The following is a 26,857-nucleotide window of genomic DNA, read 5'->3' on the forward strand; positions in this document are numbered from 1 at the left end:
CACATTTGCTGTGACAGGCGCGCCGCGCGTTAGCGCGGCGCCCGGCCCAACGGGAGCAGGCACATCTTTGATGTGCCTGGCGACGGGCGGGAGCTTTTCTTTATGATCAGTCCTGACATGGCTTGCGGCTCGGGGCGCGCCCAGCATGGGCCAGCCCGTTCGAGGGACTTGTGCGCAATGGCTCCACCGTTGCATTCGCTGCGCGGGGCTGCTCTGACGGCGGGCCGTGCTCAGCGCACCTGGGCATTCCTTTTGGGCGCACCCCTAACCTGCGGCCGTGCGAGGGGGGGGCAGCACTGATTGCGGCCGCAGCAGTGGCGTGATGGGCGGCCCGCAAATGGGGCAGGTCCGCCCGCCGGGCTTAGCCGACGATCATCTGCTTCATGCGCAGGGTTTCGTATTCCAGTTCCTGCAGGCGGAAGTTCACTACGTCGCCGATGGTGATCATGCCGCAGAGATGACCGTCCCTGATCACCGGCATGTGGCGGAAGCGGCCTTGGGTCATCGTCTTGAGCACATCGTGCAGGTAATCTTCCGGGGTGCAGGTTTTGACATTGGTGGTCATCAAGGCGCTGACTTCCTGCGGCAGGGTCTGGCCCGGTGTCTCCGCCATCCGGCGCACGATGTCGCGTTCCGACAGGATACCCTGCAGGTCGCCGTTCTGATCCGTTACCACCAGCGCGCCGATGTGTTTCTCTTTCAGCACCTCGACCACATGGCTGATGGTGTCATTGGGCCGTACCGCAAAGATGGCGTCCCCCTTGCCCTCCAGCAGCTTGGCCACTGTTGTCTGCGAATGCGACAGGTTTGACTCGGCGGACTGGCTGTAAGTGTGCTTGTCCTCCTTGTCGCCCCGCATCGGAGCTTGGTATGAGGTCGGTGCCATGTACGGGTCTCCTCCTATCCTGAACCAGGTGACAGGTTCATCTTAACGCGGGAATACGATCCGGGAAGGGGCGAAATGACGCGAGCGCTAACATAGGCGGGAAAACAACATGTTCGAGACCCTTTACCTGACCCCCGTCACCGGTGCGCTGACCGTGTTCCTTGTGGTGGTCTGCGGCCACTTGTACCGGCAGAACTGGAAGTCTGAAGCACCCAATGCCCGGCTCCGCTCCTGGCTGTACGGGGTGCCGGCCGCGCTTGGCCTATTGGCGCTGGCCTTTGTACCGCTGAAGTTTTGAAGGCCGGGCGGGGGCGCGCGGTTTGACTCTGCCGCGGGGCGGGGGCATAGCAGCGCGAGCTTTTCCGCCGGAGGTTGCCCTATGCCCAAACGCTTGCTGCTTGTTCTGATCCTGCCTGTGGTGCTGGCGGGCTGCTGGTTTGGCAGCGGGCCGGAGGAAGTGCGGCTGTCAGGCCAGACCATGGGCACGACCTATAATGTGATCGCCATTGGCGAGGATCTGGACGAGGCGGCGCTGGCCACGGAAGTGGAAGCAACCCTGGCAGCGGTCAATGCCAAGATGTCGAACTGGGATCCGGCTTCGGAAGTGTCCAAATTCTCGGCTGCGCGCAGCACGGCGCCGGTGCGGGTGTCACCCGAGTTTGCCCAGGTGCTGGCAGCGGCCAATGATGTGCATGAGAAATCCGGCGGCAAGTTCGACGTGACCCTTGGCCCGCTGATTGAGTTGTGGGGCTTTGGCCCGCGCCAGCCCGAGGACCCTGTGCCGGCCGATGCAGAGATTGCCCAAGCGCTGGAAGGGGTTGGCCAGGCACGGCTGCTGACGCTGGATGCGGCGGCGGGCACTTTGAAGAAATCGGCGCCGGAAACCGGCATCAACCTCTCGGCCATTGCTAAGGGCTATGGTGTGGATGCGGTGGCCAGGGCCCTGAAGGGCTTCGGGGTGGAGAACTATATGGTCGAGATCGGCGGCGATCTGGTGACCAAAGGAAACAATGCCAAGGGGGAGGCCTGGCGGATCGGTATCGAGAAACCGGATGCGGCGGCGCAGACGGTGCAGCTGATCGTGCCGGTGAGCAACTATGGATTGGCGACCTCGGGCGACTACCGGAATTACTTCGAACACGAGGGCGTGCGCTATTCCCATATCCTGGATCCGGTGGCGGGGCGGCCGGTGACGCATAGCACGACATCGGTGACGGTGATCGCGGAAAACGCGATGCTGGCGGATGCCTGGGCCACGGCGATGCTGGTGCTGGGCAGCGAAGCCGGACTGAAGCTGGCCGGGCAGCATAAACTTGCCGTGTTTTTCATCGATCGGGACGTGCAAGCCGGAGAGAATGCCTATATGACGTCGCAAAGCAGTGCCTTTGTGGCGCTGACTGGAAACTGAGCCGCCAAGCCTTTCTGCGAGGGACTGAAATGAGCACCTTTCTCCTGGCCTTCTTTGTGCTGCTGATCGTGATCCTGGGCATGTCGCTGGGTGTCATTCTGATGGGTAAGAAGATCAAAGGCAGCTGCGGCGGTCTGAATGCGATCTCTGGCGCCGACAAATGCGTGGTCTGTTCCAAGGACATCGACCCGGACAGCCCGCTGCGCGACAAGCTGCAGTGCAAGCGCGCGCGGCAAATGGTCGAGCGGATGCAGGAAGAGCAAAAGGCCTGAGACCCGTCGCGGGCTGAAATCCAGCGTGGATTTCAGCCAGGAAGCCTCATTTTCCTTTATTCAGCTATGGATGAACTTTGAAGCGCTGCTGCGGCTGCGCTCGCAGGGTTTTGGCCGGGTGCCCAGCCCTTGCCGAGCGAGATTTGCAGGCTGGCCCAGGCCAGCGCCAGATCACGGCGGGCGGCGATCAGGTTGAGCTCGTTTTCGCGCAGCGCCTCTTCGGTGTTCAGCAAGTCGAACAAGGTGATTTCATTGGCCTTGAATGTCTCGCGGGCGAGATCGGCCACCTTGGTGCCCAGGTTGACCGCACGCGCCTGAGCGGCGGTGCGCTGGCGCGCGGCCCGGAGGGCGCTTTGCTGCGACTGCACTTCTTCCACTGCGCTGCGGACAGAGGCACGGTAGTCGTATTCGGTAGCCTTAGCTTGGGCGATCGCGTTCTTGTGCGCAGCACGCAGGACTTTGCGGTTGAACAGCGGCAGGGTCAGCTCGGGCCCGATCCGGTAGAGATCATTCACACCGCGTGTGGCCTGTACCGAGCCGGTGATTTCCAGCGTCGGGTAAAGTTCGGCTTCGGTGACGCCGATTGTAGCGGTGGCGCTGCGCAGCTGGGCTTCAGCCAGCAGCACATCCGGCCGGTTGCGCAGAAGGGTGGCGGGCACGCCCAGCTCGGGCTGCGTGGCCGGATAGGGCTGGCTGTAGCTGCCCTGCATCATTGCAAAGACTTCGGAGGCGTCGCGGTCCAGCAGTGTGGCCAGGGCAAAGACTGAAGACTCGTAATTCGCGATGAAGCTGGGCAGGTCGGCTTTGGCGCTGGCGACCTGCAGCTTGGTGCGCTCCACATCAAGCGCCAGGACGGCCCGGGCTTCTTTCAGCTCTTCGACGGTGCCCAGGATCTGCTGGCGCAGCTGGATGGTCTTGCGGGTCACAGCCGCGCCGCGCTGGAAGAAGCGGGCCTGAATATAAGTGCGGGTAACCGCGTCGATGATCGCCAGCCGGGTGGTGGCGGTCTGGTAGAATTGCGCGTCGCGGTTTGCCACGGCTCGTTCCGAGCGGCGCTGGAAATCACCGAACAGATCGAACACATAAGTGGCGCCGATCGCGGCAGTGTCGGTGTTGCGTGAACCGTTTTCCGACTCGCGGCGTTCGAAAATCGAGCTGCCTTCCAAATCGCCGCTGACCTGTTCGGCGCGGCCCGAACCGCGGCGCAGGGCCTCGGCGGCGACCAGGCGCTCGCGAGCGGCCTTGATGCCCAGGTTTTGCGCCAGCCCGGCCTCGACCAGCCGGTTCAGGGTGGCATCGTTCAGCCCTTGCCACCAGGTCTCGGTTGCGCCCTGAACCGTGGCATAGGTGCGGGACTGGTAATAGGCGGCGGGCACCGCAAAGTCCGGGCGCTGGTAATCCAGGCCGACGACGGTGCAGCTGCACAGGATAGTTCCGGCCAGCAGCGCGGAACGGGCTGTCCATTTGGATCTGCTCATGACTTGCCTCTAGGCGCCCGGTCTTGATGCGGGCTTTTGAGGAAGCATAGCCAGCGGCGGGAAGGGCGGCGAACAACTTCCTGCTGTAAACAGAGTCTTTACAGGCCAGTGATGCGCAGAGCCCACAGCCCGGAGGTTTCGAAAAGTCCTGTTTATTTGCCGGTTTTGACCTGCCCGGTCCCGGATAATGCGCGCCATGCTGCCAGGCCAGAACGGCAGGCTGCGGCGGGGAACAGGCGTCTCCGGCCCGGCTGAGCCAGAGCTTGACGGACGCCGGGGGCCCGGTCACTGTTTCCCAAACGGCTGCAGGGGAGCGCAGCCGCAAATCCCGGCCGGGCACGGCCTATGCAAACAGCTGAAACGCAATCACGGCATAAAGTGAGAACAACCTGATGGATCTGCAGAAATTCTATATTGGCGGCGCCTGGGTGACGCCGCATTCGACGCGCGAATTCCCGGTGCTGAACCCGGCCACGGAAGAGCAGACCGGCACCATCATCCTCGGCGATGAGGTGGACGTGAACAACGCTGTGGCGGCAGCCAAGGCGGCGTTCGACAGCTTCTCACGCACCTCGCGTGAGGAACGGATTGCGCTGCTGGAGAAGCTGCTGGAAATCAGCAACACGCGCCGCGAAGAAATGGCGCAGGCGCTGAGCGCGGAAATGGGCGCGCCGATTTCCATGGCGCGCGATGCGCAAGCTGATTCGGGAATCGGGCATCTGGAGGGCATCCTGGAGGCGCTGAAGTCGCAGGAATTGCGCGAGTCGCTCTCCAACGGGGACATTCTGGTGCGCGAGCCGATTGGGGTCTGCGGTCTGATCACGCCGTGGAACTGGCCGGTGAACCAAATTGCGCTGAAGGTGCTGCCGGCGCTGGCCACCGGCTCAACCTGTGTTCTGAAACCCTCGGAGCATACGCCGATGTCGGCAGCCGTTTATGCTCAGATGATCCATGATGCGGGCTACCCGGCTGGTGTGTTCAACCTGATCCATGGCGATGGACCGACCGTCGGGGCAGGCCTGTCGCGGCATCCGGATGTCGACATGATGTCCTTTACCGGCTCGACCCGGGCGGGGATCGCGGTTTCCAAGGACTCGGCCGACACCGTGAAGCGGGTAACGCTGGAGCTGGGGGGCAAGTCTCCGAACCTTGTGTTTGCCGACGCCGACTTGCAAGAGAAGGTCACCAACTCGGTGCTCGAGTGCATGTACAACACCGGCCAGAGCTGCGATGCGCCGACCCGGATGCTGGTGGAGCGCAGCTGCTACGATCAAGTGCTGGAAATCGCCAAGGCCGCGGCCGAAGGCCAGGCGGTGGGTGACCCGTCCCAGGAAGGCGATCACATCGGCCCGATGTTTGACCGTATCCAGTTCGACCGGGTGCAGACCATGATCCAGAAGGGGATCGACGAGGGCGCCACGGTTCTGGCCGGTGGTCTAGGCCGGCCCGAGGGATTGGACAAAGGCTGGTATGTGCGTCCGACCGTCTTTGCCGATGTGACCAACGACATGGCGATTGCCCAGCAGGAGATCTTTGGCCCGGTGCTGGTGATCATCCCGTTTGAGGACGAGGAAGACGCCATCCGCATTGCCAACGATACGCCCTATGGCCTGGCGGCCTATCTGCAGACCGGCGATCCGGAGCGGGCCGAGCGGGTTGCCGCCCGGCTGCGCGCTGGCGCCGTGCATATCAACGGCGGCGGCTTCAACTATGGCTCGCCCTTTGGCGGCTACAAGCAGTCCGGCAACGGGCGCGAAGGCGGCATGCTGGGGCTGGAGGACTACCAGGAAGTCAAAACCCTGCATTTCGGGTAAGAAAACAAAGGCTTCCGGCTGGGTTTACTGCCCGGCCGGAAGGCCGCGCGGAGTCGCAGGGCACCGTATTGATGCCGTTATCAGGCAAGATTCATGTCGCTATCCGCAAAGCTGCCCGCGCAGTGGCGCCGCAGGATACGGCCATGAAACACACATTCATTCCCAAACGTCTGGACCGCCGCGCCACGGGTTGCGACCTGGTCGCTGTCTGAATCCGCCGCCCTTTGAGGGGCTTTCCGGCGGACACTCAACGACAGACTTTGGAATGATAGATGACAGCATCAACTGCGCTGCGCCTTGCCATTGATATTGGCGGCACCTTTACCGACACCGTGCTGGTGGCGGGTGAAGACACTATTCTGGCTTCGACCAAGACCCTGACAACCCATCAAAACCCGGCAGACGGCGCGATGGAAGGCGCGGCAAGGGTTATGGCGCAATCCGGGCGGTCCCTGGGCGAGGTGACTGGCTTTATCCACGGCACCACCCTGGCCACCAATGCGCTGATCGAGCGGCGCGGGGCCACGGTTGCGACAGTCACCACCGAAGGGTTCCGTGATATTCTCGAGATCGCTTATGAGCGGCGCTATTCGCAGTATGACATCAACCTGGAAAAGCCGGACCTTCTGGTGCCGCGCGAGCGCTCGCTGACCATCCGCGAGCGGATGTCGGCCGAGGGCGAAGTGCTGATCGGCATGGAAGACAGCGCGGTTGAGGCGCTGATTGAGGAGCTGGACGCCTGCGGCGCCGAGGCGGTGGCAATCTGCCTGATGCACTCCTACGCCAACCCCGATCATGAGCGCTGGCTGCGCGATACCCTGGCCGAGCGGCGGCCCGGCCTGACGGTCTCGATTTCATCCGAGGTCAGCCCCGAGGCGCGGGAATTCGACCGGCTCTGCACCACCGTGGCCAATGCCTATATCCAGCCGCTGATGGAGACCTATCTGGCGCGTTTTGCCGAACGTTTCGCAGCGGAAGGCGTGACCTGCCCGATCCTGATGATGACTGCGGGCGGCGGCATGTGCACCATTCAGACCGCGGCGCGTTTCCCGATCCGGCTGGTGGAATCCGGCCCCGCAGGCGGCGCCATCCTAGCCGCCCGCATTGCGGCCCGCGCAGGCCTGGATGAGGTGCTGTCCTTTGACGTTGGCGGCACCACAGCCAAACTGTGCTTGATCGACAACGCCCGCCCGCAGACTTCGCGCCAGTTCGAAATCGCCCGCGCGGCGCGTTTCATTAAAGGCTCCGGTATGCCGGTGCGCATACCCGTCATTGAGATGATCGAAATCGGCGCCGGCGGTGGCTCCATCGCCGGAGTGGACCGGCTGGGGCGGCTGACCGTAGGGCCGAAATCGGCCGGTTCCGAGCCTGGCCCGGTGGCGTTCGGCCGCGGCGGTACCGAGCCGACGGTGACCGACAGCGACATCACCCTAGGCTACATCGTGCCGGACACGTTTGCCGAGGGGCACATCAAGATCGACCCGGATGCCTCCAAAGAGGCGCTGTCCCGGGTGATCGGGTCCCGGCTGAAGCTGGACGGGGTTGGTTCCGCGGATGGTGTCAGCCGCATTGTCGACGAGAGCATGGCCAGCGCCGGGCGCATGCACGCGGTGGAATCCGGTAAGGATCTGGGCCCGCGCACCATGATTGCCTTCGGCGGCAACGGCCCGCTGCATGCCAGCCGGGTGGCGCGCTCCGCTGGGGTTTCGCGCATCGTGATCCCGCCGAATCCGGGGGTCGGCTCGGCTGTCGGTTTCCTGTTTGCACCGGTCTCGTTTGAGATCGTGCGTTCCCGCTATTCCATGTTGGAAACCATGGACATGGCAGGCATCAACGGCTTGTTCGCCCAGATGATCGATGAGGCGAAATCGGTGGTCACGCAGGGTGCGGGCGATGCCGAAACGCAAACCCAGCGCACCGCATTCATGCGCTACAACGGGCAGGGGCATGAGATTGAGATCACCCTGCCGGACCGCGATCTGACGGCAGAGGATCTGGGCCCCCTGACCGCGGCCTTTGAAACCGAATATGCCAAGCAGTTCTCGCGTCCGGTGCCGGGCATGAAGATCGAGATCCTGAACTGGGCCGTCCGGGTGGCCACCCCGGACGTTGCCGTCACGGCGGTGCCGGAGACGCCTGAGCTGAAGAACATCTGGGCCGAATCCTTCCGCCCGATCACCTGCGATGTGGACGGCACAACGAAGCAGGCGGCGTTTGTGCCGCGCGACAGCCTGAAACACGGCGACCGTGTCTGCGGCCCGGCTCTGATCACCGAACCGCAAACCACCACGCTGGTGTCGGCGGATTTCTCTGCCCATGTGGATGCAATTGGTAACCTCGTCCTGATCCAGGATCAGAAAGACGACCAGAAAGGAGGCGCATAATGGCTGCCGATCTTTCCCCCGCTCGCCTTCAAGTCATGTGGAACCGCCTGCTGGCGGTGGTCGAGGAACAGGGCCAGACCCTGATCCGTGCGGCGTTCTCACCCATCGTGCGCGAGTGCGGCGATATTTCCGCTGGTATCTTTGATGTTCAGGGCCGGATGCTGGCCCAGGCGGTGACCGGCACCCCAGGCCATATCAACACCATGGCTGAAGCCGTGATGCACCTGCGTGAGCGCTTCCCGGTGCAGAACATGAAGCCCGGCGACATTTACATGACCAACGACCCCTGGCTGGCCTCGGGGCATCTGAACGACTTCCTTTTGATGATGCCCGCGTTCAAAGACGGCAAGGTGGTCGGCTTCACCTCCTGCACCTCGCACCTGGTGGATCTGGGCGGCCTTGGCATGGGGCCGGAAGGTTCCGACATCTATGACGAGGGCCTGCTGATCCCGCCCTGCAAGCTGGTCGAAGAAGGCGAGCCCAACGCGCTGCTGATGGACATCATCCGTGCCAACAGCCGGGAGCCGATTGCCAATGAGGGCGACATCTATGCGCTGATTGCCTGCTGCGAGGCCGGGGTGACGCGGCTGGTCGACATGATGGAGGAGTTCCGCATCGACGATCTGGATGCGCTGGGGTCCTACATCATCGACACCTCCCGCCGCGGCACGCTGGAGGCGATCGCCGAGGTGCCCGAGGGAGTTTACAAGAACGTCCTCAAGATGGACGGCTATGAGAATGAGCTGGAGCTGCACGCCACGCTGACTGTCTCCAAGGACGGCATGCATGTGGATTTCACCGGAACTTCGGGCTGTTCCAAGAAAGGCATCAACGTGCCTTTGAACTATGCTACCGCTTACACGGTGTTTGCGCTGCGCTGCATCGTGGGGCCGGATATTCCCAACAATGCCGGCTCGCTGGAGCTGTTCACGGTTGATGGCCCCAAGGGCTGTATCCTGAATGCACAGCGCCCGGTGCCGGTGGCAATGCGCCACACGCTGGGGCAGGTGACGCCGGATCTTGTGCTGGGCTGCCTGCATCAGGCGCTGCCGGACCAGGTGCCGGCTGAAGGCGCGTCCTGCATGTTCGACCTGCCAATGCGCCACGCGCCCGAAGTCGCCCGCGACGGCGGCCGCGAGTTCGCCATCGAGCCGGTCCACAACGGCGGCACCGGCGCGCGGCCCCATGCGGACGGTCTGTCGGCGACGGCTTATCCGTCCGGCGTTTATGGCTCACAGGTGGAGATCACCGAGGCAGTGGCCCCGGTCGTTATGTGGCGGCGCGAGCTGCGGCCTGACTCGGGCGGTGCCGGCAAGTACCGCGGTGGCCTTGGCCAGCGGATCGAGATGACGGCCTCCAACGATGCGCCTTTCATCGTGTTCCTGTCGGTGGAGCGGCTGAAGTTCCCGGCGTTGGGCCGCATGGGCGGGCAGCCCGGCGCCCCGGGCCGCATCCGCTTCCGCGACGGCGAGCAGGATATCCCCGGCAAGGGCGAGCTGCGGGTGGAGGCAGGCGACTACCTGATCTTCGAAACCCCCGGCGGCGGCGGTTTTGGCGACCCGTACGAACGCGACCCCGAGGCGCTGGCGCTGGACATGAAACGCGGCCTTGTTACACAAGACGGCGCAAGCGCCTATGGAGGTGGCAAATGATCCGCGCGGTTCCCCATGTTGCCGCCATGGCGTCTTATGCACTGGCGGATCTTGGCGGCGAGGGGACCATTTCTCTCGCCCAGAACGAAAGCGCCTTTGCCGCCAGCCCTGCCGCGATTGCGGCGGGCAAGGCGGTGCTGGAACAGATGCCGCTCTATCCGGACCCGGAATGGCCTGACCTGCGCGCCGCAGTGGACGAAGTGCACGGTCTGGACCCGGCCAAAATCCTGTGTGGCGCCGGTTCCATGGAGCTGATCGGCTGCCTGATCCGCGCCTTTGCCGGCCCGGGCGACCGGGTGCTGGGGACGGACTATGGCTATGCCTTTGTGTCTTCGGCCTCGGCTCAGGTGCAAGCGGATTACGTCAAGGCGCGGGAGCGGGAACTGACGGTGTCCGTGGACGACATCCTCGCTGCCACGACGCCGGAGACGCGGATTGTCTTTGTCTGCAACCCGGGCAATCCCACCGGCACGCTGATCCCCAACGGTGAGATCCTGCGCCTGCGCGAAGGGCTGCCTGCGGATGTGCTGCTGGTCGTCGACCAGGCCTATGCCGAATTTGCCGATGCATCGAATGATCCGGCGGATGTCTTCGCGCTTGTTGACCGCGGCGACACGGTGGTCATGCGAACGCTCTCCAAGGCCTATAGCCTCGCAGGTGCCCGCGCCGGCTGGGGCTATTTCCCGCCGGAGATTGCGGGCGAGGTACGTAAGCTGCTGAACCCCAACAACATCTCCATCCCCTCGCAGGCCATGGCCGCAGCGGCGATGCGCGATCAGGCGCATTTGCTGGATGTGGTGGCCAAAACCGCCGCCATCCGCGACGGTTTTGCCGAAGGCTGCCGCGCGCTGGGGCTCACGGTGCCGCAAAGCCATACCAATTTTGTGCTGATGCGCTTTGCCTCACCTGAACAGGCGCAAGCGGCAGACGCTGCGCTGCGGGCAGAAAAGCTGCTGATGCGCGGCATGGGAGGTTACGGCCTCAATGACTGCCTGCGCGCCACCATCTGCAGCCAGGAGATCATGGACCGCGCCCTGGCGGTGCTGAAAGGAGTGCTCAAATGACTCACGAAACCCGCACCCGTGCCAAAATCGGCGTGCTGGTGCCCTTCACCAACACCAACCTGGAACCGGATATGATGCTGATGCGCTGTCCGGACACCACGGTGCATTTCCAGCGCATGGGCGGCTATGACGTGGATGAGATCCCAGGCTCCGACCAGATGGCGGGGCTGGGCGCCTCCGACATCAGCCAGGATCTCAGGATGATCTCAGGCGTGCGCCCCGACGTGGTGCTCTATGGCTGCACCTCGGCGACGCTCACCCACGGGCCGGGCTTTGATGAACAGCTGGCCAAGGATATCAAAGCGGGCTCCGGAGCGCTGTCCTTTACCGCCGCGGGCGCGCTGGTTGAGGCGATCAAGGCTCTGGGTGCAACCAAGGTGGGGTTCTCCTCGCCCTATCTGGGTGAGGTCAATGAGCAGGCGATGGATTTCCTGGCGCAGAACCAGATAGCCACGGTGAAATGCGCCGATGTGGGCCGAGAGCTGGGCAACTACGGACAGGGCGAGCTGACCCCGGATGAGGTCTTTGATCTGGCCTGCCAGGCGGATCACCCGGAAGCCCAGGCCATCGTGCTCAGCTGCACCGACATGCGCTCGGTCGAGGCTGTCGACCGGATCGAGGCGGCGCTTGGCAAGCCGGTGGTCACTTCCAACCAGGCAATGATGTTTGCAGTGATGCGGGCGCTTGGGCTGCCGCGCCAGGGCAACGTGCCGGGCCGCCTGTTCGATCTGCTTTAGCGGATTGCGGCTTTAAGGTTCGCCAATGTGAAACCCGGCCCCTTCTCAGGCGCCGGGTTTTGCTTCTTTCTGGTCTAAAATACCCGGGGGAGCGCGAGGGGCCGGCCCCTCGCTGCCGCCCTCTCAAGGCTCGTCAGAGCCGATTTCTTCCTTGCGCTTGGCCACATAGGCCGCGAGCTCTTCCTTGATTGCAGGATCCATCGCGGGTTCCTCGTAGTCCTGCAGCGCCTGCTGCCAAAGACCGGTGGCGCGCTGCAGCGCGTCCTTGGCGCCGGCTGCTTCCCAGTTCTCGTAGTTCTGCCAGTCAGACAGCATCGGCTTGTAAAACGCGGTCTCATAGCGCGCCATCGTGTGCTCGGCGCCAAAGAAATGGCCGCCGGTGGGCACCGACTGGATCGCGTCAAAGCCCAGCTCGTCCTCGTCGAACTTCATCGGTTTGAGGAATTCCATCATGTTCTGGATGATCTCCACATCCATGATGAATTTCTCATACGATGCAGTAAGCCCGCCCTCCAGCCAGCCGGCTGCGTGATAGACGATATTGGCGCCGCCCAGCACCGCGCCCCAGCTGCCCATCATGGTCTCGTAAGCCGCCTGCAGATCCACCGCGTTGGAGGCATTGGCGTTGGAGGTGCGGTAAGGGATGCCGTATCGACGCGCCAGCTGGCCGCCGACGATATTGGCCTTGGCGTTTTCCGGGGTGCCAAAGGCCGGCGCGCCGGAGCGCATGTCGACGTTCGACGTAAACGAGCCGTACATCACCGGCGTGCCCGGGTTGACCAGCTGGGTCAGCACCACGCCGAACAGCGCCTCGGCGTTCTGCTGCGCCAGCGCGGCGGGCAGGGTGACCGGAGTCATCGCACCCATCAAGGTAAACGGCGTGACCGAGACAGGCTGGCCGTGCTCGGCCATGGCGATCAGCCCGTCGCCCATGGTGTCGTCGAATAGCCGCGGCGAGTTCACTGAAATGATGGTGATCACGCCGGGATCACCGTTCATCTCCTCTGGTTTCTGTCCGCGGGTGATTGCCATCATGTTGATGCCGTCCACCGCGCGGCCGCGGCCGATGGCGGTGCAGTGGAAGGACAGGTCCGAGTAGGTCAGATTGGCCAGGTAAGTGTCCAGATGGCGGTTGTTGGCGGGCAGCTCCAGCGGTGCGGTAACCTGGTTGCCGATAATGTGGATAGCGTTGAAGTGATGCGCCAGCTTGATGAAGTTCTGATAGTCGGTGAGGTTGCCCTGGCGGCGGCCGTTGATGCAGTCGTGCACGTTCGGCGGGCCAGCAACCAGCCCGAAGTTCACGTTGTTGCCGCCCATGGTGATCTGCTTGGCCCGGTTGCGCGCGGTCAGGGTAAAGGTGCGCGGCACCGTCTTCAGCGCCTCCATGACAATGCTTTCATCCATGCGGATGGTCTTGGTGTCCCGGTCGACGATGGCGCCTGCGTCCTCGAAGATGTCCATGACATTGTCGCCCATCACCCGGATGCCGGCCTCCGACAGGATCCGCATCGAGGTGGCGTGCAACTGGTCCATCTGGTCGGGGTTCAGCAGCTCATACGCCGGGTAGGTGTTTTTCACCTGGGTCCAAGGCAGCTGTTCGATGCTGCCGCCGGAACGGGTGGATTTTCCGCGGCGTCCGCCGCTGCGCCGTTCACGTGCCATGACTTCAGTATCCCCTTTCAGGATTGACGATATTGCTCAGCGCTTCGCCTTTGCGGTAGCGCATCAGGTTTTCGGAGAACATCTCCACCGATTTCAAATCCCAGCCTTGGTAGACAGAGGAGCAATGCGGGGTGATGATGACGTTTTCATAGGCCCAGAGCGGGTGTTCTGCGGGCAGCGGCTCGACGGTGAAGACATCCAGCGCCGCGCCGCGGATGCGATTTGCGTCGAGTGCCGCTAGAAGGGCCGCCTCGTCGATCACCCCGCCGCGGGAGACGTCGATGATAACCGCTGTGTCTTTCATCGCGGCGAAGGCGTCCGGACCCACGATGCCGCGGGTGCTGTCCAGGAGCGGCACGCAGGTGACGATGAAATCGGCGCGGCCCCAGAGGGAGGGCAGGGCGTCCATGCCATGCACTTCATCGATATTGGGTGTGTCCTTGGGCCGGGCGCGGACGCCAATGGTGTTGAGCCCCAGAGCCTTGGACCGCGCCGCCACCGCCTCGCCGGTCTTGCCGAGGCCGATGATCAGCACTGTTTTGCCGTCGATGGGTTCGACCTGTGCCGACAGCCACTCGCGCCGGGCTTGCGCCGCGCGGAAGGCAGGCAGGCCGAGGCTGAAGTGGAACATCGCCCCCAGCGCATATTGCGCCATCATGTCGGCGGCGACGCCGGCTGAATTGGTGACGGTGAGTGCCGCCGGGTCCCAGGGGTTCATGTGGTCGGTGCCGGAGCCGCCGACCGAGACCCATTTGACGCTTGAAGCGTCCAGCAAAGCCTGGCGCGGAAAAGTCGGGGTTCCGTTGAAGCGCACGGAATAGACTACCTCGGCCCCGGTTTCCGCGACCATGGCGGGCAGGCCCTCGTAGGTGTCGCAGGTGTGGATCAGCAGGTCCGGGTGGCCCTTGGCCAGCACCTCGCGCGCCGGGGCGGGATTGTCGGTGTGCAGGATGACAACAGGGGATTTCATTATGCGGTCTCCCTTTCAAACTCGCCCGCTGCGGTGGCCACGGCATTGGCAAAGAAGGCGGTGGCGGCGATGTCGAACAGCACTGAAAAGCCGGGGCCGCCGCGGTCGTCGCGCCAGGTGATCGCCTCGACATAGCCGACACGGGTCTGGGCGATCTCGCCCTGAGCGAACGCGCCGTTGGCGAGGTTCACCGGGCAGATCTTGGCCATCAAGTCAAAGAGATGCGGACCCGACAGGTGCATCATCGCCCAGGTTTCCTCCCGCCAGGAATAATAGCCCTTTGGTGCTGCGGCTGCATCCCAGCGGGTGCGCAGGTCCTCCGGGTGGTTCAGCACCACCGCTTCCTCGCGGCCCAGACGCAGCAGGCCGTTTGCAATACGGTTCACTTCCGGCACCTCATAGCCTTGCGCCTGCAGGAAGCTGACGGTGCCGCGGCCTTTGAGGCCGAAGCGCGGCGTGCGGCTGTCGTCGCGCAAGGAGACGGGGCCGGTGATCAGCGGCGTGCCTTCGGCGGCGCCTTGCGGGTCCAGCGGGTAGAGGCGCATGGTCAAAGCTCCTGCCGTTTGTTGTCCGGGTCAAAGAAGGCATGGCCGCGCACCGGCGCGGTGACGCGGGCGCCATTGCGGCATTTCACCGTGACGGGGGTGCCTTCGGCCGCGTCGTCTCCATGCACATAGGCCAGGGCGATATGGGTGTTCAGCGTCGGCGACCACAGGACCGATGTGACGTGGCCGACGGGAATGTCGTCCTTCAGCACCAGGCAGCTTTCGCCCGGCACGTCGGGGCCGTCGAAGGTGAGGCCGACCAGCTTGCGAGGCAGCCCCTTGTTGCGGCGCATCTCGATGGCGCGTTTGCCGACAAAGAACGGCTTGGTCTTGGAGACCGCCCAGCCAAAGCCCAGCTCATCCGGGGAGGTCAGCGCGTCGGTGTCCTGGCCAATCAGGATATGCCCTTTTTCAAGGCGCAGAATGCGGCTGGCCTCCAGCCCGTAGGGGCGCAAACCGTGAGTTACGCCTGCCTGCATCACCGCATCCCACAGGGTTTTGGCGTAGGTCGAGGGGCAATGCAGCTCATAGCTTAGCTCGCCGGTGAAACCGATCCGCATGGCGCGGACCGGGACGCCGGCCACCGTGCCCTCGCGGCCGTCGAGATAGGCAAAGCCGTCGCGCGAAAAGTCGATATCGCTTTCCAGCGCCTCCACTATGGCGCGGGCTTTGGGGCCGGTGATGTTGAAGCCGGAGAAAGCGGCGGTCACGTTCAGCACATCCACATCCAGCCGCCACTGGGCGTTCCAGAACAGCATATCGGAGTAGACCCGCGCCACAGCACCCGTGGTGGCGGTGACATAGTAGAGATCCTCGGCCAGGCGGTAGGCGACGCCATCGTCGATCACTGTGCCCATCTCGTTGGTCATCAGGCAATAGCGGCAGCGGCCCACTGGCTGTTTCTTGTAGGCCATGGTGTAGATGCGGTTAAGGAATTCGCCCGCATCCGGGCCGCGGACCTCAAGCCCGCCGAGGGTGGAGACGTCCAGCACGCCGACGCCATTGCGGACGGCATGAACCTCTTCCTCGATCAGCCGTTTGGCGTCTGTCTTGGGGCCGTAGAAATAGGGCCGCCGCCAGGCACCCACGGGGCGCATGTCGGCGCCGAGGCGAATGTGCTCCTGATGCAGGGCAGAGCGGCGCTCGGCCGGGTGGTGGTGGCCCGAGAGCACGCCCAGGGTTTCAGGGGCAAAGGGCGGGCGGGCGGTGGTGACTCCGACCTCGGCCACCTTGCGGCTGGTGGCCTTGGCGACGGTGCGGGCGGTGGCGAGCGCCGAGTGGCGGCCTTGCGAGGGGCCCATGCCGACGGTGGAGAAGCGCTTGACCAGCTCCAGCTCACTGTAGCCTTCCTTGACCGCGTTCTGCAGATCCTTGACCTGCAGATCCTCGTCACGGTCGATGAAATCCTTGCCCTTGGGGTTGGCGTTGACCGGGAGTTCGAAGTTGGCAAGCGAGGCTTCGCTGTCCGGAACCGGCGCGATGTCGCGGGTGTCCTTGCCGAGGCGGGCGAGCGCTGTTTGGGCTGCGGATTGGGCGCTGGCTGCGACTGCCTCGGCGCCGAAAAGGCCAGCCACACCGCCCGCTGCACCAATCGGCGCATCCGGCAGGGTCAGCGAGAACTGCGCGGTGTCCTCGTCATAGCCGAGCTTGGCGCCGGCATGGCAGGGGAGCTGCCACATCGGGGCGTAGCCCACGGAGACCACGGCGAGGTCGCAAGGCACCCATTCGCCCGCGATTTTCACCTCGGAGACATGGGATTTGCCGCGGGCTTCCTCAAACTGGCCTTGCACAATGCGCACGCCTTTGGCGCGGAGGTCGTCGGCCAGCCCCCCGCCGCTGCCGCCGGGGCGCGGGTCGGCGAGGAGGGCGATTTCGACGCCGGCCTCCAAAAGGTCCAGTGCCACGCGGTAGCCGTCGGGATTGGCGGCCATCATTGCGGCGCGGCTGCCGGGCTTGACGGCGTAGTGCCGCATCAGCCGCTGCGCGGCAGAGCCGAGCATCACGCCGGGCAGGTCGTTGTTGCGGAAGATCGCAGGCTGCTCGATGCAGCCGGTGGCGAGGATCACTTCCTGTGCGCGGGTCTTGAACAGTTTGCGGCCCTGGATCAGCGGCAGCCAGTTGTCCTCGAACCAGCCGTTGACGGTGGTGCCGGTCATCAGGCGGAGGTTGGGGAGCTTGCGGGCCTGGTAGAGCAGATCGTGCAGCATGGCATCGCTGCCGCGGCGGTAGGTGAGGGCGCCGCCCAGTTCCGGCTCCATCTCGGCGAGGATCACGTCAGCGCCGCCCTGTGCAGCCTCAATAGCCGCCGCCAGCCCGGCATGGCCGCCGCCGACCACCAGCACGTCGCAGTAGAGGTTGGCTTTCTCGTAATCCTGATGCGGCGCCTTCAGGTCGATGACGCCGAGGCCTGCCTTCTTGCGGATCAGCGGCTCCCACAGCTTCAGCCAGCTGGAGCGCGCCGGGCCCATGAAGGTGCGATAGTAGAAGCCGACCGGCATGAAGCGGCCGAGTTTGTCCATGAAGGCGTCGCGGTCGTTCTCCAGCGAGCCGTTCACGTTCTGGGCGGTGACCTTCAGGCCCTCGGTCACCGGGGTGAGATCGGCCTGGGCGTTGGGATCAGAGGGCAGCTGCACCAGCGTGTCGGCCTCGGCACCCGCCATCGACATCAACCCGCGCGGGCGGTGGTACTTGAACGAGCGCGACAGCATCCACTGGCCGCCTGCGGCCAGGGCGGAGGCAATGACGTCGCCTTCGAAACCTTCGAAAGGCTTGTTCTCAAAGGAGAACCGGACAGGTTTGGCGCGGTTGATCCGGGAGCCGTAGGGTGCGGGGAGGCGGGTCATTGGGCGGCCTCCAGCTCAGACGGGTCAAAGGTGCGGATCACCTCGTTTGTGGTGGCGTTGCGCTCGGCTAGAAAGAAGTAGTTCGACGGCACATGGCGCCACCATTCGACGATCACGCCGCGCGTGTTGTCGGCGCGGAACAGGTGGCGGGCCCAGTCCTGGTCGGAGGTGGTCTCCGGGTCGGGGTTGGCTTTGAGCGGCCCGAAGCTTTGGAATTCGTTGATGTTGCGGGGCCCGTTCATCGGGCAGGTCAGGATCTTCATATCAGTGACTCGCAGCCGTGGCGCCCATTTCGTTGAGCAGGTCGAAGGTGGCAAAGCGTTCCATGGTGAAGGGCTCCAGCATGGGCGCGACCTTCTGATTGGCGATGGTCTGGGCCATGTATTTGCCGGCCACCGGGGTTGCCTTGAACCCCCAGGTGCCCCAGCCGCAGTCGAGCCAGAGGTTTTTCAGAGGGCTCGCGCCCATGATCGGCGAATAGTCCGGTGTCATGTCGGTGATGCCTGCCCATTGGCGCAGCAGCCGCACTCCGTGCAGGAAAGGGAACAGGTGGGTGGCGCCCTCGGCCAAATGCTCCTTCATGTCGAGCGTCGAGCGGGTGGAGTAAAGCTGATAGGGGTCCGAGCCGCCGCCGATCACGATCTCGCCGCGCGACGATTGCACCAGGTAAGTGTGCAAGGAGACGGAGCTCACCAGCGTGTGAAGCCACGGCTTCAGCGGCTGTGTGACCATCGCCTGCAGCGGGAAACAGCGGATCGGCAGTTCGACACCGGCCTTCAGCGCCATGTCGTAGTTCATGCCGCCCACAGCGATCATCACCTGGCCGGCGCTGATGGTGCCGCGGTTGGTGCGGACCTTTGTGATGTTTCCGGCTTCGATATCAAAGCCCTCGACCTCGGTGCGCTGGTGGATCTCAACACCCCGGCGTGAGGCCTGCGCGGCATAGCCCCAGGCCACCGCGTCATGGCGGGCGGTGCCGCCGTCGGAATGCCAGAGGCCGCCGATGATCTCCAGCGGGCCGCCTTCGTCCATGTTGAGATGCGGCGACAGCTCTTTGACCGTCTGGGCGTCAACCACCTCGATGTTGGTGCCCGCGTGTTTGCCCATCTCGGCACGCAGATGGAAGGAGCGCAGGGTTGCCTCGGTATGCGCCAGCGTCAGCTGGCCGCGCTGGCTGAACATCACGTTGAAGTCCAGCTCCTCGCTCATCTCCTCATAGAGCTGCACGCCTTCCTTGTAGAAAGCGATGCCCTCCTTGGTGATGTAGTTGGAGCGGATGGTGGTGGTGTTGCGGGCGGTGTTGCCGCCGGCCAGATAGCCCTTTTCCAGCACCGCCACATTGGTGATGCCGTGGTACTTCGACAGGTAGTGGGCGCAGGCGAGGCCATGGCCGCCGCCGCCGACGATGACCACGTCGTAAGAGGGTTTCAGATCGGGGGTCGCCGGAATATCGCCGGTGACCGGGTAGTCCTTGGACAACCCGTATTTCAGTAGCCGGAGGGGCATGGCCGGTCCTTCAAATGCCGCGGTTTTGGCCGGGCTTAGTGGGTGTTAGTTGGCAGGCGCGTCGTAAATCAGGCGGCCAAGGTCCGAGAACTTGCTGCCTTCGCTGGTGAAGCCCAGCACCGCGTCGCGGATTTCTCCGGCGCGCGCTTCGCCCAGGGACGGCGAGGCGAATTCCATGAACTTCTGGACCACCTGATCGCGGGTGAGCGGTGCCTCGGGGCCGCCGCGGGCATGCACATCGCCGGACTCGATCACCCGGCCGTCGGTCAGGGTGACCACCACATCGGCGACCCGGCACATCGGGAAGCGGACCGAGTGGCGCGCCGCCTCGGAAACCGAGATACGCTCGTGGATCGAGGCAACCAGCGGATCGTTCAGGCCTTCGCCGGAGATATGTTCAACCCCGATCCGGCCGTATGCGGCCTGGGTTGCCACCGCGAAGGGCAGCGAATACTGCGCCTGGCTGGTGGTGGAGGGGATGCCGGGGTAGAGGCAGGCGCTTTCGTGGAAGGTGTTGATGTGGATCTTGGCGATCTGCTCGTGGGTCAGATTGTTGTCCAGCATCACCTGGCGCACGGCGTCGATCGGGGCATGGGCCCAGCGGCAGATCGGGTAGGGCTTCACATACTGGTGCTCCATCTGCCAGAAGCTGCCGAGATTTTCCCAGTATTCGGCCACCCGGTCTTCTTCGATGGTGATGGCGGGCGCGCCGGTAAAACCCTTTTCCGCCAGGATCGCCGAGGACATGCCGACCATCGCGCCCCATCCAGAGCCGTCGTGCAGCATCGAAGGGTTGGCGATTTCGCGCATCATCTGGCTGCGGGGGCCGTGGTATTCGGCAATCCCCAATGCCTCGCGCAGCTGCTTACGGCTGAGGCCGCGCATCCGGGCGGCCATGGCAGCCACCCCCAGCGCGTTCCAGGCGCCCGAGGTGTGGTAGTCGCTGACGGTGTTGTGCAGAGACAGCGCCGCCCGGCCTGACAGCTCATAGCCCAGAGTGGTGATGGCCAGCGCTTCAGGGCCGGAGAAATCCGGTACGGTTTCCGCCAGCGCCGCAATCGCCGGGATCACCACTACGCCGATGTGGCCTTTGGTCGGGTAATAGCCGTCGTGGCCGTCCAGATTGTCGGTGGCGGTGGCGGAGGCATAGGCGGCGCCTGCGACGCTCACCTTGCGGCCGTCGAACATCATCCGCGCGCCCAGGCCCTCTTCGCCGCAGCCGTAAAGCGCTACTGCAGTTTCGCGGGCGATTCGGCCGGCCTCCATGGGGCCTGCGCCGATGGTGATGCCGATGGTATCCAGGAACATCAGCGCCGCCGCCTCGCGGGTGGTTTCCGGCAGGTCGCCGGGGGCGAGGTCAAAGGTGAAATCGGCAGCGCGGTCGAAGGTGGCGGTCATGGCGGCTCTCTGGCAGATGCGGGTCGGGGCAAATCTCTCGCGTCAGGGTAGGGGGTGCGGGGCCAAGTGACACACAAATTAAGATGGGTCATAGCCTCGGGATATTTCGTGAAAGCAGTGATAGACGTCGTTTTCTGACCCTCCCGGGGCGCTAACTCTAAGGAATTGCGGTGCAATCCAAAGCATGGGAACATGGCCCCCGAAACCGCTGCCGGACCCATGATGAAGAATCTCCCCCATCTGACCTTTCTCCGTTCGTTTGAGGCCGCCGCGCGGTATTTGAGCTTCACCTCCGCAGCTGATGAGCTGAACTGCACCCAGTCGGCGGTGTCGAACCACGTGCGCAGCTTGGAGGAATTCATCGGCCGGCCGCTGTTTGTGCGCCACCCGCGGTCCTTGTCGCTGACCGATGTGGGCGAGGCCTATCTGCCCTCGGTCCGCCATGCGCTGCAGGAAATCGACAGCGCCACCCAGCTGCTGATTTCGCAGAGCCACAAGCGCGAGGTGGTGATCTCATGCCCGGTCAGCTTGGCCGAGAAATGGCTGATCCATGTGGTGGAGGATTTCACCAAGGTGCATCCGGACATCGATTTGACCATTCACAGCACCATCTGGGTGGATGTGGAGACTAATGTCTCGGATATTTCGATAACTATCAACCACGTGGATGACGTGGTAGGGTCGGCAGTAAAGCTCTGGGACGAGAAACTGGCGCTGGTGTGTTCGCCGGACTACCGGGTCGGCGGCGAGGCGATGACCCGCCCCGAGCAGCTGACGGATGCCAAGCTGATCCACATCCTTGGCCGCCCGATCTATTGGGAGAAAATTGCCAAGCATTATGGGCTTACGGGGATCGAGCACAAAGGCGGGCTGCAGACCAACTCCTCCAACATGGGGCTGGAATTTGCGGTGCAATCGCTTGGCTGCGTGGTGCTGCCAAAATCGCTGGTGCGGAGCCATGTGGCGGACGGGCGGCTGGTGGAGCCGTTTGATTTCGACCTCGACTGCCCTTGGACCTATTTCGCCACCTTCAAGGACAAGGCGGCGACACCCTCGGTTAAGCATTTCAAGAGCTGGCTGCTGAAGGCCGCTGCAGAGATGGAGTTGTAGCGTGTTAACCGCCGCATACGGGCGGCATTGAAATTTTGCGATGGTCGGCGTATATACGGGTATATATACGCGAGGCCTGCCATGATTGAGACCAAGATCAGAAAAGTCGGAAACTCTGCCGTCATCACGTTGACGACTGAGATGCTCACCATGCTGGACGCCAAAGAAGGCGATACGCTGTTTGTGGTACGCGGAGATGACGGCAGCCTCAAGGTGATGGCGCATGACCCCTCGGTGGCTGAGGCGCTGGCCGCGGCTGAGATCGTGATGGATGAGAACCGCGACCTGCTTCAGGCGCTGGCGTGAGCCGCTACACATGGGTGCCGCTGGCCGCGGTGACTGTCATCCATGACCGCCAGATTGCCCGCCATGGCGGTGCCGCAGGCATGCGCGACAAGGCTTTGCTGGAGATGGGCTGCGCGCGGGCGATGAACCTGGCGGCCTATTCTGATGCCGGTGTGGCTGAAGTGGCTGCTGCCTATGCCTTTGGGATCGCCAAGGCGCATGCCTTTGTCGATGGCAACAAGCGGACCGCCTTTGTGACCGCGGTCACTTTCCTGCGCCTCAACGGCTTTCAGTTCCGCCCTGACCCGGTTGAAGGGGTCAGGATGATGGAAGACCTTGCCACTGGAGATGTGGATGAGGCCAGTTTTGCAGAGTGGCTGACCGCCGGGATGCAACCGATCTAGCTCATCTCGGGTTAGTTTTGCGGGTTCTTTGCAACCATGCCCCGCCCGGTTGCAGGCCGGGCTGCGCCCGTCCGCCCCCATGGGCGGGCGCTTTGCTTCCGCTTGCGGACGGGTATTGCCCTTCCCGAGTCATTTCGGGCCGCCTAATTAGGCGGCCCGCTGTCTTGCTGAGCTGACCTTAGGCCCGCAGACGTGCGCCCGAGGGGTCAAAGGCAGCAGTTTCCAGGATCCGCGCCGTATGCGGCTTGCCCAGGATGTAGACTTCGACCTCATCCCCCGGCTTGGCGGTCTCGGGGTTGGCGTATCCCAGTGCCAGCGATTTGCCGACCGAGTAGCCATAGGCGCCCGAGGTGACCCGGCCCACCGGCTTGCCGTCCGGTGTGAAGACCGGCTCGCCGCCGGAGGCATCGGCGTTGTTCACCGCGTCGATCTCGAACCCGACCAGCACTTCGCGCGGGGCGTTGTCCTTGACCTTCAGATAGGCTTCCTTGTTGAGGAAGTCCTTGTCCAGCTTGACCAGACCGGCCAGACCCACTTCCTGCGGCCAGTATTCCTGGCTGTACTCGCGGCCCCAGGAGCCGTAGCCCTTCTCGATCCGCAAAGATCCCAGAGCACGGCCGCCGACCGGGCCGCCGTCGAACTCTGCGGCCGCTGCGAGCAGGGCAGAGTAAAGCTTGACCTGATCCTCTTCGGCGCAGTGCAGTTCCCAGCCCAGGTCGCCGGTGAAGGACACGCGGATCGCCAGGCATTCCACGCCGCCGACCTCGATGGTGCGCGAGCGCATGAAGCGGAAGGCCTCGTTTGACAGATCCGCATTGGTCATCCGCTGCAGCATGTCGCGCGATTTCGGGCCGGCCACGTTGAAGCCCGCGATGCGGTTGGTGGCAACTTCGAAGGTGGTGCCTTCCGGAAGTTCGACCATGTTGAAGAACCGCTGGTGATAGCGTTCCGCCATGCCCGAGCCGACCATCATGTATTCGTCGTCCGCCACCTTGGTGATGGTGAAGTCGCCGGCCACGCCGCCGCGGACCGAGATCAGCGGGGTCAGGCAGGAGCGGCCCACCTCGGTCGGAACCTTGTTGGCAACCAGCTTGTCCAGCCACTCGAACGCGCCCGGGCCTTTGATGATGTAGTTGGCGAAGTTCGAGATGTCGATCACACCGACGTTTTCACGCAGCATGTTCACCTCGCGGCCAACCGGCTCCCACCAGTTCTGGCGGGTGAAGCTGTTGGTGTCGGTGGTGCCGGGCACGCCGGAGAACCACAAGGGGTGTTCCCAGCCGCAGTTCAGGCCAAAGACGCAGCCCATTTCCTTTTGCATCTCATAAGCAGGGCGCACACGGGCCGGACGGCCGGCGCTGCGTTCCTCGTTCGGGAAATGGATGGCAAAACGGTGCGCGTACTGGTCCTCGACGCGGGCCTTGGTGAACTTCTTGTCGGCCCAGTCGCCAAAGCGCGCCAGATCCCAGGCGAACATGTCGTATTGCGGCTCGCCCTCGATCATCCACTGGGCCGCCAGCAGGCCCAACCCGCCGGACTGCGAGAAGCCGGGGATGATGCCGGTGCAGCAGAAGTAGTTCTTGAGCTCGGGCACCGGGCCCCAGATAGCATTGGAGTCGGGCGACCAGATCATCGGGCCGTTGATCACACGCTTCACACCTGCAGTTTCGGCGCAAGGAACGCGCTCGGTCGCGCGGATCACGTTTTCCATGATCCGGTCCAGATCGTCGGGGAACAGTTCATGGGCGAAGTCCCAAGGCGTGCCCTCCTCAGCCCAGAAGCGCATGTCCTTTTCATAGGCGCCGATCAGGAAGCCGTTGCCCTCCTGGCGGAAGTAGTATTCGCCGTCGCGGTCGGCGATTGAGGGCAGGCGGCGGCCCAGGTTGGCGACCTCGTCGATGGTCTCTGTCACGAAATACTGGTGCTCGGTCGGCTGCAGCGGCAGGGTGAGGCCAGCCATGGCAGCGACTTCACGGCCCCAGAGACCGCCTGCGTTGACCACCCACTGGGTGTGGATGTCGCCCTTTTCGGTCTTCACGATCCAGGAGCCGTCGGGCTGCTGTTCGGTGCCGATCACCGGGCAGAAACGCTCGACCTCGGCGCCCATGGCGCGGGCGCCGGCGGCATAGGCCATGGTCACGCCCGAGGGGTCCACATTGCCGCCATCGGGTTCATACATGATGCAGCGGATGTCGTCGAACTGCGCCAGCGGGTGCAGTTCCTTGGCCTGCTCGCGGCTGACTTCGTGGAAGTTCAGGCCATAGTATTTCGCCTTCGCTTCCTGCAGGCGCAGCTGGTGCTCGCGCTCTTCGGTCTTGGCAAGGTACAGCGAGCCCGGCTGGAACACGCCGCAGCCCTGGCCGGTTTCCTTTTCCAGCTCCTTGTAGAGGTTCATGGTGTAGTGCTGGATGCGGGTGACGTTGTTGTTGTCGTGCAGGCCGTGGATATTGGCCGCCGCGTGCCAGGTGGAGCCGGCGGTCAGCTCGTCGCGCTCCAGCAGAACCACGTCGGTCCAGCCGAGCTTGGCCAGGTGGTAGAGGATCGAACAGCCGACCAGTCCGCCGCCGATAACAACTGCCTGTGCATGGGTTTTCATGCGTCATGTTCCCTTGCCTGCGTGCCTGGAAACGGTCCCCCCTGCAGGCTGGGGAGGGCCGCTGTATCCTTCCCGGCGACCCTAGCGGCGGGGGTACAAGATGACCCGTGAAGAATTCAAACCCAATGCCCCCGGAATTTCGAGGTCATTTGCGGCCTGATCCCATGGCTTGAAAGCGGGGTTTGCGCGGCAGTTGTCGGACCCATGAAATATTTGCCATTGGTGGGGGTTTTCTGCCATTCCGACACGAGATTGTTTGCCATCGTCCGAACTTCGGGCAGTGGTATTGTTTTAAAACAATAGCTTAGGTGATTTCCGCGTTTTTCTTGTTGCGGGGACACGTGTCCCCCTCGGACTTCAGCTCCTCCTGTTGACTGAAACGGCGGTTTTGAGCAGGACTGAAGCTCAAACCTGGCCAGGTTCTTTCCCGCAATTCCCCGACCGCACTGTGTGCAATCGGGAACCAGACGGCGCGACGCGCCGGGAAAGGGCAAGCTATGTCCAAGATCAAGTTCATCGAAGCAGAGTTCCACAATGCCGACAAAGACCGGCGGGCAATACGGCATCGCCTGCAGCGGTTCCTGAAAACGCGCCGCGCCCTCGAGAGGGGTATCGTGCCTCCGGACCCTGAGGATCCTGAAGACCGTCTTCGGTGGGAGAATGAATTGATGCAGGTCGGTCTCGGGCGCGAAGGTCAGGACCGAGTAGATCGCCGGGTGAGTAGGCTAGCGGAAAGGCGGGCTGCGGCCGCAGGCCTCTCCCACCTCAAGCTGGACGACCGGAGAGCCTTGGAGGTTCTGCGCAACGGTGTGGAGCTGAACCGGATCCGGACAGAGCATCAGGCGGATGAAATCGCCGCCGGAATTCATGCCGACATGCCCTGGATGGCGCCCGCGACAGATCTTCTTTGGAAGTCGATGCGGCGCTCGGTCCGCAATGGTGACGCGGGCTTCCGCCTGCCTCCGGTGCTGCTAGACGGACCGCCGGGAATTGGAAAGAGCATGTGGGCCCGTCAGCTGAGCACCGCACTTGGCGTGCCCCGCTGTGGTGTGGAGGCGACGGCGGAGCAGGCGTCGTTCGGTATCGTGGGCTCTCAACGCGGCTGGTCCAACGCGCAGCCGGGACGCCCTTTGATGACGATCTTGAAACATCTGATCGCGAACCCGGTGGTTGTTGTGGATGAAGTGGAAAAGGCCGGGGTTGCGACCTCGACCAAAGGAAACAGCTTCGGCCTGACTGAGGGGCTGTTGTCCCTCCTGGAAACATCTTCCGCGGCTTCGTGGCAGTGCCCCTTTTATCAGGTAGGTTTCGACATGTCCTGGATCAGCTGGGTGCTTACCTCCAACACCCTGGTCACTCTGCCAGCCCCTCTGCTAAGCCGCCTGGAGGTTATCCGCCTCCCGCCGGTTCCTGTATCCCAGCTGGCCGCTTTTGCCCGCCGTGAGGGCGGGCGGCGCGGATTGACGCAGGCATCGGTTGAAGCTGTGGCCGAGACGCTGGAAATTGCCGGACGCTGTGCGGAGCTGAACTTGCGACATGTCATCCGGATGCTAGCTCGTGGTGTAACGATGGAGGAGGCTGGGATCCTCCATTGACGCAGCGGTTTCTCCTGCCGCCGAACTCGTTCAATACAGCGGTCTACTCCTGATTAAATCCTCTATTTCAAAGGTGAAGCGTTGTGTCTCATGAAGCTGCTCGCTGAAGTGTGCGAACGTCCAGCGGCAAAGCTGAAGTAAGGAAGAAACTCATGACAACAACACAGGTTTTCTAGTAGGGCGGGAATTCCTAACGACGGGATCCACGCTTCTCGCTGCCGGCGCTGTGAGCCTCCCCAACTGAACTG

The 26,857-nt window shown here is 63.6% G+C and carries 22 protein-coding genes; 12 read left to right on the forward strand and 10 right to left on the reverse strand.

All coding sequences use genetic code 11. The features are described from left to right. Positions 1-361: 361 nt before the first annotated feature. Entirely contained in the window at positions 362-886 is a 525-nt protein-coding gene (locus RA19_RS01170) for a CBS domain-containing protein (protein ID WP_039158792.1), read from the reverse strand. 109 nt (positions 887-995) lie between these two features. Between RA19_RS01170 and RA19_RS01175 the strand changes: the two genes are divergently transcribed. The 3 genes from RA19_RS01175 to nqrM all read left to right on the forward strand — a co-directional run bounded on the left by RA19_RS01175 (position 996) and on the right by nqrM (position 2,566). Continuing rightward, positions 996-1,184, forward strand: coding sequence for a hypothetical protein (locus RA19_RS01175; protein ID WP_039158795.1), 189 nt, complete (start codon positions 996-998; stop codon positions 1,182-1,184). Between the two features lie 81 nt (positions 1,185-1,265). Further along, positions 1,266-2,294, forward strand: a complete 1,029-nt coding sequence (locus RA19_RS01180) for an FAD:protein FMN transferase (RefSeq protein ID WP_039158797.1) — start codon at positions 1,266-1,268, stop codon at positions 2,292-2,294. A gap of 29 nt (positions 2,295-2,323) precedes the next feature. Continuing rightward, a complete protein-coding gene (gene nqrM, locus RA19_RS01185; protein ID WP_039158799.1) occupies positions 2,324-2,566 on the forward strand; it encodes a (Na+)-NQR maturation NqrM in 243 nt (80 codons plus the stop codon). 56 nt (positions 2,567-2,622) lie between these two features. Here the strand turns inward: nqrM and RA19_RS01190 are convergent, their stop codons facing one another. After that, complete coding sequence (locus RA19_RS01190) at positions 2,623-4,044, reverse strand: efflux transporter outer membrane subunit (RefSeq protein ID WP_039158801.1); 1,422 nt, start codon at positions 4,042-4,044, stop codon at positions 2,623-2,625. A gap of 392 nt (positions 4,045-4,436) precedes the next feature. On the opposite strand from RA19_RS01190, the gene RA19_RS01195 reads away from it, so the two are divergent. The 5 genes from RA19_RS01195 to RA19_RS01215 all read left to right on the forward strand — a co-directional run bounded on the left by RA19_RS01195 (position 4,437) and on the right by RA19_RS01215 (position 11,695). After that, entirely contained in the window at positions 4,437-5,858 is a 1,422-nt protein-coding gene (locus RA19_RS01195) for an aldehyde dehydrogenase family protein (protein ID WP_039158803.1), read from the forward strand. A 272-nt stretch (positions 5,859-6,130) separates the two neighbouring features. Further along, positions 6,131-8,242 (forward strand): hydantoinase/oxoprolinase family protein, encoded by a 2,112-nt coding sequence (locus RA19_RS01200; protein ID WP_039158805.1) that lies wholly within the window; start codon positions 6,131-6,133, stop codon positions 8,240-8,242. After that, the gene (locus RA19_RS01205) at positions 8,242-9,894 is read left to right on the forward strand and encodes a hydantoinase B/oxoprolinase family protein (protein ID WP_039158806.1); all 1,653 of its coding nucleotides are present in this window, start codon (positions 8,242-8,244) and stop codon (positions 9,892-9,894) included. Before RA19_RS01200 ends, RA19_RS01205 begins: the two co-directional genes overlap by 1 nt. After that, positions 9,891-10,958, forward strand: a complete 1,068-nt coding sequence (locus RA19_RS01210) for a pyridoxal phosphate-dependent aminotransferase (RefSeq protein ID WP_039158807.1) — start codon at positions 9,891-9,893, stop codon at positions 10,956-10,958. Before RA19_RS01205 ends, RA19_RS01210 begins: the two co-directional genes overlap by 4 nt. After that, a complete protein-coding gene (locus RA19_RS01215; RefSeq protein WP_052261597.1) occupies positions 10,955-11,695 on the forward strand; it encodes a maleate cis-trans isomerase family protein in 741 nt (246 codons plus the stop codon). The genes RA19_RS01210 and RA19_RS01215 overlap by 4 nt, the downstream gene beginning before the upstream one ends. A 123-nt stretch (positions 11,696-11,818) precedes the next feature. Here the strand turns inward: RA19_RS01215 and RA19_RS01220 are convergent, their stop codons facing one another. From RA19_RS01220 to RA19_RS01250, 7 genes are read right to left on the reverse strand one after another with little or no spacing between them, the layout of a single operon-like run. Continuing rightward, the gene (locus RA19_RS01220; RefSeq protein WP_039158808.1) at positions 11,819-13,357 is read right to left on the reverse strand and encodes a trimethylamine methyltransferase family protein; all 1,539 of its coding nucleotides are present in this window, start codon (positions 13,355-13,357) and stop codon (positions 11,819-11,821) included. 4 nt (positions 13,358-13,361) lie between these two features. Beyond that, a complete protein-coding gene (locus RA19_RS01225) occupies positions 13,362-14,327 on the reverse strand; it encodes a D-2-hydroxyacid dehydrogenase (protein WP_039158810.1) in 966 nt (321 codons plus the stop codon). Beyond that, positions 14,327-14,872: a hypothetical protein gene (locus RA19_RS01230; RefSeq protein WP_039158812.1), complete on the reverse strand. Its 546-nt coding sequence runs from the start codon at positions 14,870-14,872 to the stop codon at positions 14,327-14,329. Before RA19_RS01230 ends, RA19_RS01225 begins: the two co-directional genes overlap by 1 nt. A 2-nt stretch (positions 14,873-14,874) precedes the next feature. Further along, positions 14,875-17,715 (reverse strand): 2Fe-2S iron-sulfur cluster-binding protein, encoded by a 2,841-nt coding sequence (locus RA19_RS01235; protein ID WP_039158814.1) that lies wholly within the window; start codon positions 17,713-17,715, stop codon positions 14,875-14,877. Continuing rightward, complete coding sequence (locus RA19_RS01240) at positions 17,712-17,978, reverse strand: sarcosine oxidase subunit delta (RefSeq protein WP_039125145.1); 267 nt, start codon at positions 17,976-17,978, stop codon at positions 17,712-17,714. The genes RA19_RS01235 and RA19_RS01240 overlap by 4 nt, the downstream gene beginning before the upstream one ends. Before the next feature lies 1 nt (position 17,979). Continuing rightward, positions 17,980-19,221: an FAD-dependent oxidoreductase gene (locus RA19_RS01245; RefSeq protein WP_039158816.1), complete on the reverse strand. Its 1,242-nt coding sequence runs from the start codon at positions 19,219-19,221 to the stop codon at positions 17,980-17,982. 45 nt (positions 19,222-19,266) lie between these two features. Further along, the gene (locus RA19_RS01250; RefSeq protein WP_039158818.1) at positions 19,267-20,619 is read right to left on the reverse strand and encodes an MmgE/PrpD family protein; all 1,353 of its coding nucleotides are present in this window, start codon (positions 20,617-20,619) and stop codon (positions 19,267-19,269) included. Between the two features lie 222 nt (positions 20,620-20,841). On the opposite strand from RA19_RS01250, the gene RA19_RS01255 reads away from it, so the two are divergent. The 3 genes from RA19_RS01255 (at position 20,842) to RA19_RS01265 (ending at position 22,418) form a co-directional block, all read left to right on the forward strand. After that, a complete protein-coding gene (locus tag RA19_RS01255; protein WP_039158837.1) occupies positions 20,842-21,729 on the forward strand; it encodes a LysR substrate-binding domain-containing protein in 888 nt (295 codons plus the stop codon). A gap of 81 nt (positions 21,730-21,810) precedes the next feature. Beyond that, positions 21,811-22,035: an AbrB/MazE/SpoVT family DNA-binding domain-containing protein gene (locus RA19_RS01260; protein ID WP_008558191.1), complete on the forward strand. Its 225-nt coding sequence runs from the start codon at positions 21,811-21,813 to the stop codon at positions 22,033-22,035. Beyond that, positions 22,032-22,418 (forward strand): type II toxin-antitoxin system death-on-curing family toxin, encoded by a 387-nt coding sequence (locus RA19_RS01265; RefSeq protein WP_039158820.1) that lies wholly within the window; start codon positions 22,032-22,034, stop codon positions 22,416-22,418. Before RA19_RS01260 ends, RA19_RS01265 begins: the two co-directional genes overlap by 4 nt. Before the next feature lie 178 nt (positions 22,419-22,596). On the opposite strand, the gene RA19_RS01270 is transcribed toward RA19_RS01265, so the two are convergent. Beyond that, positions 22,597-25,014 carry a GcvT family protein gene (locus RA19_RS01270; RefSeq protein WP_039158822.1) on the reverse strand — a complete coding sequence of 806 codons (2,418 nt, stop codon included), beginning with the start codon at positions 25,012-25,014 and terminating at the stop codon, positions 22,597-22,599. Positions 25,015-25,511: 497 nt separating this feature from the next. Here RA19_RS01270 and RA19_RS01275 point away from each other — a divergent pair, with 497 nt between their 5' ends. Next, entirely contained in the window at positions 25,512-26,609 is a 1,098-nt protein-coding gene (locus tag RA19_RS01275; protein ID WP_039158823.1) for an AAA family ATPase, read from the forward strand. The last annotated feature ends 248 nt before the right edge of the window (positions 26,610-26,857 follow it).

Origin of the sequence: Leisingera sp. ANG-M1 (assembly GCF_000813745.1) — a bacterium.
Lineage (GTDB): Bacteria > Pseudomonadota > Alphaproteobacteria > Rhodobacterales > Rhodobacteraceae > Leisingera.

What these genes read in the sequence shown, in the direction of transcription:
- RA19_RS01205 (WP_039158806.1), top strand. Translation starts at nt 8,242, where the DNA reads ATGGCTGCCGATCTTTCCCCCGCTCGCCTTCAAGTCATGTGGAACCGC.
- RA19_RS01195 (WP_039158803.1), top strand. Translation starts at nt 4,437, where the DNA reads ATGGATCTGCAGAAATTCTATATTGGCGGCGCCTGGGTGACGCCGCAT.
- RA19_RS01180 (WP_039158797.1), top strand. Translation starts at nt 1,266, where the DNA reads ATGCCCAAACGCTTGCTGCTTGTTCTGATCCTGCCTGTGGTGCTGGCG.
- RA19_RS01250 (WP_039158818.1), bottom strand. Translation starts at nt 20,619, where the DNA reads ATGACCGCCACCTTCGACCGCGCTGCCGATTTCACCTTTGACCTCGCC.
- RA19_RS01200 (WP_039158805.1), top strand. Translation starts at nt 6,131, where the DNA reads ATGACAGCATCAACTGCGCTGCGCCTTGCCATTGATATTGGCGGCACC.
- RA19_RS01240 (WP_039125145.1), bottom strand. Translation starts at nt 17,978, where the DNA reads ATGAAGATCCTGACCTGCCCGATGAACGGGCCCCGCAACATCAACGAA.
- RA19_RS01230 (WP_039158812.1), bottom strand. Translation starts at nt 14,872, where the DNA reads ATGCGCCTCTACCCGCTGGACCCGCAAGGCGCCGCCGAAGGCACGCCG.
- RA19_RS01210 (WP_039158807.1), top strand. Translation starts at nt 9,891, where the DNA reads ATGATCCGCGCGGTTCCCCATGTTGCCGCCATGGCGTCTTATGCACTG.
- RA19_RS01270 (WP_039158822.1), bottom strand. Translation starts at nt 25,014, where the DNA reads ATGAAAACCCATGCACAGGCAGTTGTTATCGGCGGCGGACTGGTCGGC.
- RA19_RS01215 (WP_052261597.1), top strand. Translation starts at nt 10,955, where the DNA reads ATGACTCACGAAACCCGCACCCGTGCCAAAATCGGCGTGCTGGTGCCC.
- RA19_RS01225 (WP_039158810.1), bottom strand. Translation starts at nt 14,327, where the DNA reads ATGAAATCCCCTGTTGTCATCCTGCACACCGACAATCCCGCCCCGGCG.
- RA19_RS01245 (WP_039158816.1), bottom strand. Translation starts at nt 19,221, where the DNA reads ATGCCCCTCCGGCTACTGAAATACGGGTTGTCCAAGGACTACCCGGTC.
- RA19_RS01175 (WP_039158795.1), top strand. Translation starts at nt 996, where the DNA reads ATGTTCGAGACCCTTTACCTGACCCCCGTCACCGGTGCGCTGACCGTG.
- RA19_RS01275 (WP_039158823.1), top strand. Translation starts at nt 25,512, where the DNA reads ATGTCCAAGATCAAGTTCATCGAAGCAGAGTTCCACAATGCCGACAAA.
- nqrM (WP_039158799.1), top strand. Translation starts at nt 2,324, where the DNA reads ATGAGCACCTTTCTCCTGGCCTTCTTTGTGCTGCTGATCGTGATCCTG.
- RA19_RS01190 (WP_039158801.1), bottom strand. Translation starts at nt 4,044, where the DNA reads ATGAGCAGATCCAAATGGACAGCCCGTTCCGCGCTGCTGGCCGGAACT.
- RA19_RS01235 (WP_039158814.1), bottom strand. Translation starts at nt 17,715, where the DNA reads ATGACCCGCCTCCCCGCACCCTACGGCTCCCGGATCAACCGCGCCAAA.
- RA19_RS01255 (WP_039158837.1), top strand. Translation starts at nt 20,842, where the DNA reads ATGAAGAATCTCCCCCATCTGACCTTTCTCCGTTCGTTTGAGGCCGCC.
- RA19_RS01220 (WP_039158808.1), bottom strand. Translation starts at nt 13,357, where the DNA reads ATGGCACGTGAACGGCGCAGCGGCGGACGCCGCGGAAAATCCACCCGT.
- RA19_RS01260 (WP_008558191.1), top strand. Translation starts at nt 21,811, where the DNA reads ATGATTGAGACCAAGATCAGAAAAGTCGGAAACTCTGCCGTCATCACG.
- RA19_RS01170 (WP_039158792.1), bottom strand. Translation starts at nt 886, where the DNA reads ATGGCACCGACCTCATACCAAGCTCCGATGCGGGGCGACAAGGAGGAC.